The 4,650-nt window shown below is 69.4% G+C and carries 6 protein-coding genes; all 6 read right to left on the bottom strand.

The genetic code is table 11. The annotated features are described in order from the left end of the window. Window positions 1–146: ADP-ribosylglycohydrolase family protein (locus EJK15_RS67755; protein ID WP_171075408.1), on the bottom strand; the 146-nt coding region annotated here is incomplete at its 3' end. Beyond that, on the bottom strand, window positions 143–1,450 hold the full coding sequence (locus EJK15_RS67750; RefSeq protein WP_138720679.1) for an ABC transporter substrate-binding protein: 1,308 nt from the start codon (window positions 1,448–1,450) through the stop codon (window positions 143–145). The genes EJK15_RS67750 and EJK15_RS67755, both read right to left, overlap by 4 nt. A 9-nt stretch (window positions 1,451–1,459) precedes the next feature. Continuing rightward, window positions 1,460–2,278, bottom strand: coding sequence for a carbohydrate ABC transporter permease (locus tag EJK15_RS67745; protein ID WP_138720678.1), 819 nt, complete (start codon window positions 2,276–2,278; stop codon window positions 1,460–1,462). After that, window positions 2,275–3,189, bottom strand: coding sequence for a carbohydrate ABC transporter permease (locus EJK15_RS67740; RefSeq protein ID WP_138720677.1), 915 nt, complete (start codon window positions 3,187–3,189; stop codon window positions 2,275–2,277). Before EJK15_RS67740 ends, EJK15_RS67745 begins: the two co-directional genes overlap by 4 nt. Continuing rightward, entirely contained in the window at window positions 3,186–4,229 is a 1,044-nt protein-coding gene (locus tag EJK15_RS67735; RefSeq protein ID WP_138720676.1) for a LacI family DNA-binding transcriptional regulator, read from the bottom strand. The genes EJK15_RS67740 and EJK15_RS67735 overlap by 4 nt, the downstream gene beginning before the upstream one ends. A gap of 181 nt (window positions 4,230–4,410) precedes the next feature. Further along, window positions 4,411–4,617: a hypothetical protein gene (locus EJK15_RS67730; RefSeq protein ID WP_206062292.1), complete on the bottom strand. Its 207-nt coding sequence runs from the start codon at window positions 4,615–4,617 to the stop codon at window positions 4,411–4,413. Between the last annotated feature and the right edge of the window lie 33 nt (window positions 4,618–4,650).

Here is a 4,650-nt window from a genome sequence, read left to right as displayed (position 1 = left end):
CCCGCCCGCGCCGAGCCGGCCGAGCAGGCGATACGCCCCCACCGCCGCCGGATCTCCGACGGCGACAGGTTCTCGGCCGGGGCCCCGAGGGCGTCGCCGGCCGCCAGGCCGAGCAGACACCCCCGAGCCTTATCCCGATAAATCACCGTTGGTACCGCTCCAACACCTTGTTGCCCTCGTCGACGAGCCTCGTGGCCGCCTCGTCGATGGTGATCTTATTGGCGTAGAACTCCTGCAGGACCGGAGTGGCGATCTTGCTCTTCCACTCGTCGAACCCGTTCACCTTGAGGAACGGCGCGACCACGAGGTTCTTGGCGGAGGCGGTGGCCACGTCCCAGCCGTTCTCCTCGGTGGTCATCGCCGGGTCGGCGGCGGCCGTCTGGGAGGTCGGCAGCAGCCAGTCGCCCTTGGCGAGCTTGGCCTGGTTGGGGCCGTTCAGGAAGAACGAGATGAACTTCATGGCCTCGTCCGCGTGCTTGCTGTCCTGCGCGATCGACAGCGTCTGCGAGACCGCCCCCTGCTGTGCGCTGGTGCCCTTCGGCCCGGGCAGCGTGACCCACTCGAACCCGTCGGGCGCCTGCTCGGCGACCTGCTGGCGCAGGAACACGCCCGCGGGCAGCAGGGCGAACTTGCCCTTGTAGAAGGCCGGCAGCGGGTCGGCGGTGCCCTGGCCGAGCGCGGCCGGGTCGGCCGACTTGTCCTTGTAGAGCTGGTCGTGGATGCGCTGGAGCACCTCGCGCTCCTCAGGCCCGACCTTGACCGTGGTCTTGCCATCGGCGGCCTGGAAGAACGTGCCGCCGAAGTTGAGCGCCAGGTTGAGCGTCTTGTTGACCGGCGACTTCATCGGCCACGCCACGCCGAATGTCCCGCCCTTGGTCATCTTCTTCGCGGCCTCGGAGAACTCGTCCCACGTCCAGGGGGCGTCCGCCGTCGGGACGCGTACCCCGGCGGCGTCGAGCAGCTTCTTGTTCGCGATGATGACCTGCGACTCCTGCAGGAACGGCACGCCGTAGATCCCCTGCGCGCCCTTTCCACCGTCGAAGGTGACGGTGTCCCAGGCGGCCTGCGGGATGTCGTTCTTGAGCTCGGCGGGCAGCTTGTCGCTGAGGTCGAGCAGGAAGCCCTCGGTGGCGAAGCCGGACAGCGCGGGCGAGTCGTTGTGGATGACGTCGGGCGCGGTGCCGCCGGCGAACTGGGTGACGAGCTGGTCGTTGACGTTGTCCCAGCTGCCCTGGACGTACGTGACCTGGATGTTCGGGTTGGCCTTGTTCCACTCGTCCACGATCTGTTTGTTCGCGGCGACGGACTCCTTCTGCCACGCCAGGCTGAGGAAATTGATCTTCACTGGCTCGTTGGAGGAGGACGAGGATCCGCCGTCGCCGCCTCCGCTGCCGCACGCGGCGGCGAGCGCGACGATCGTCGCCGCCGCCAGAGCGGACTTGATTCGCATATGAGCCTCCTAGCCCTTGACGGCGCCGGCCATGAGGCCGGACTTCAGGCGCCGCTGGATGATTGCGAAGAAGATCAGGCTCGGGATCGTCGCCATGAGCGACGCCGCAGCCAGCGGGCCGAGCCTGGCCACCCCCTCCGGGCCGGTGAACCTCACCAGCGTGAGCGGGAGCGTCATGACGTCGGGGTCCTGCAGGATCACGAGCGCGAACATGAACTCGTTCCACGACGAGATGAACGCGAACAGCAGCGTGGCCACCACGCCCGGCGCGAGCAGCGGCGCCACGACCTTGACGATCGAGCGCAGCCGCGTCGCGCCGTCCACGGCCGCGGCCTCCTCCAGCTCGGGCGGCACCGCGCGCACGTAACCCTGCAGCATCCACAGCGCGAACGGCAGCGTGAACGTCACGTGCACGACCACCAGCCCGGGCAGCGTGTTCACCAGCTCCAGATCCCGAAGGATCATGAAGAGCGGGATGATGATCAAGATGAACGGGAACACCTGGCTGACCAGCACCCACCCGATCGCGACCCGGTTGACCAGGCCGCGGTAGCGGGCCATGGCGTACGAGGCGGGCAGCGAGATCAGCACCGTGATCACGCTGCTGGCCAGCGCCACGCCCAGGCTGCGCACAGCCGCGCCGACGAGGTCCTGCTCGCCGAACGCGTCGGTGAAGTTGGCCAGCGTCGGCTCGCGCGGGATCCACGTCGGGTCGGCCAGCGCCATCTCCTGCGGCGTCTTCAGCGCCGTGGACAGCAGCCAGACCAGCGGGAAGGCCAGGAAGACGATGTACGCGAGCAGCGCGGCGTACTGCGAAAGGCGTTTCACCGGACCTCCCTCATCTGCCGCCACAGGTACAGCCCGAGCACCGCGAGCACGACGATGGCCATGGCCAGGCCGAGCATCGAGGCGTAGCCGGCGAACCGGTAGCGGAACGCCTCCTCGTAGGCGAACAGCATCGGCAGCCGGGTCTGCCCGCCGGGACCGCCCTGCGTGAGCACGTAGACGAGGCCGAACTGGTTGATGTTCCACACGAAGTCGAGCGAGGTGATGGCCACGATCACGGGGCGGAGCTGGGGCAGCGTGATGTTCCAGAACCGCCGCCAGCGGCCGGCGCCGTCCACCTCGCCGGCCTCGTACAGCTCCCGCGGGATGCCCTGGAGGCCGGCCAGCAGCACCACCGTGGTCTGCGGCATGCCGGTCCAGACGCCGACCACGATGATCGCGGGCAGCGCGAGCGAGAAGTCGGCCAGCCAGTTGATGTCCGTGCCGAGCAGGCTGTTGAGTATTCCCGCGTCCGGGTGGTAGACGAGCTTCCACATCAGGCCGATGACGACCGGCGGCATCGCCCACGGCACCACGGCCAGCACCCGCGCCACGCCCCTGAACCGCAGGTTCTCGTTGAGCAGCAGCGCCAGGCCTAATGCGGCCAGGAACTGCAGCAAGGTCACCGAGACGGCCCAGATCATGCCGATCCGGAACGAGGACCAGAAGTCGGCGGCCGACAGCAGCTCGACGAGGTTCTCCAGGCCGACGAAGCTCGTCTCGTGGTTGCGGCTGTTGCGGGCGTCGGTGAACGCCAGGCCGATGCCGTACAGCAGCGGGCCGACGCTGAACAGCAGGACCGGCACCAGCGCGGGCAGCATGAGCAGCCACATCTCGCGCGTCTGGCGGGAGATCCGCCCGCGCCGCGCGTGCGAACCCCGCGGCGGCGCGGGCCTCGTCACGGTCGTCGTCACGCCCCGCTCCCCTCTTCGTACGCGGCGCCCTCAAATGGATCCGGCGCCGTGGAGGCGCGCACCACGAGGCGGGGCGGCACGGTGACCACCCGGGGCTCGCCGTCATCGCCCTGCAGCCGGTCGAGCAGCAGCTCGGCGGCCACCTTGCCGCGCTCGGCCGATCCGAGCGACACGCTGGACAGCGACGGCCAGGAGGCGGCGGCGAGGTCGGTGTCGTCCATGCCGACCACCGCCACGTCGCCGGGCACCCGCCGGCCCGCGGCCCGCAGCACGTCGAGCGCGCCGAGCGCGATCAGGTCGTTGGCGCACATCAGCGCGTCCACGTCGGGAACGCGGGCCAGCAGCTCAGCCACCGCGCGGGCCCCCTCCGCGCGGTAGAAGTCGCCGATCTGGACCAGGTTCTCGTCGTACTGCAGCCCGAGGTCGCCGAGCGCCTCCCGGTACGCGGCCCCGCGGGCGGCGCCGGGCACCGTGTCGAGCGGGCCGTTGATCATGCCGATCCGGCGGCGGCCGAGCGAGTGGAGGTGGTCGATGGCGAGCTTGACACCGGTACGCGAGTCGGCGCGAACGTTGTCCACCCGCGTCCCCTCGGGCACGGAGCCGATGATCACGACGGGCGCCCGGGCGTTGGCCAGCATCTCGAGATGGGCCTCGGTGACCCGCAGCGGGCTCATGATCAGCCCGTCCACGTAGCGCTCCCCCAGGCTGTGCAGCACGTCGATCTCATCGGCCACGACGGCGTCGGTGGAGTGCAGCACGAGCCGGTATCCGGCGGCCTTCAGCACCGGCTGGATCTGGCGCAGCATCGCCAGATAGGCGGGGTTGCCCACGTCCGCCATGGCGAAGGCCACCTGGTGGGTGCGGCGCGACTTGAGCGACCTGGCCACGGCGTTGCGCACGTAGCCGAGCTCGTCGGCGGCGGCCATCACCTTGCGCACCGTCTCCTGCCGGGTCGGCAGGCCGTTCAGCACCCGCGAGACGGAGGCGATCGAGACACCGGCGCGCGCGGCGATCGTGTTGATCGTGGGTCCGTCGGCCAAGGCAGTCCTTCCATCGGCATAAACGTTTACGATCTCGGCTCTGTAAACGTTTACGGTGTGGGGCAAATGAAACCTGGATGTAACTTGCAGGTCAAGTCACGATCGCATAACACCAGGTCAGGCAGTCAAATGCAAATCCCGCGCCACGTACGCGGCGCGGGATGCAGTGAGGGGCGCCGCGTCAGTCGCGGGCCGGTTCCGGCACCAGGGCGGGGGCCGGGGTGGAGTGCTGGACCAGGGACCGGATGGCGGGCGCGCCGGCGAGCGTCACCACCGCGGCCAGCACCGCCGGGATGATCAGCGCGATCGGCAGCGATGACGCCTCCGCCACGTAGCCCAGCACGGCCGGCCCCAGCAGCAGCCCGCTGTAGCCGAACGCCGTGACCATGGCCAGCGCCCGCCCTGTCTTTTATACACATCT

Source organism: Nonomuraea basaltis, assembly GCF_005893125.1.
Lineage (GTDB): Bacteria > Actinomycetota > Actinomycetes > Streptosporangiales > Streptosporangiaceae > Nonomuraea > Nonomuraea basaltis.
This window is presented reverse-complemented; position numbering and strand designations above follow the sequence as displayed.

Excerpts from the sequence above, each read along its gene's own strand:
- EJK15_RS67750 (WP_138720679.1), bottom strand. The coding sequence starts at position 1,450 with ATGCGAATCAAGTCCGCTCTGGCGGCGGCGACGATCGTCGCGCTCGCC.
- EJK15_RS67730 (WP_206062292.1), bottom strand. The coding sequence starts at position 4,617 with ATGGTCACGGCGTTCGGCTACAGCGGGCTGCTGCTGGGGCCGGCCGTG.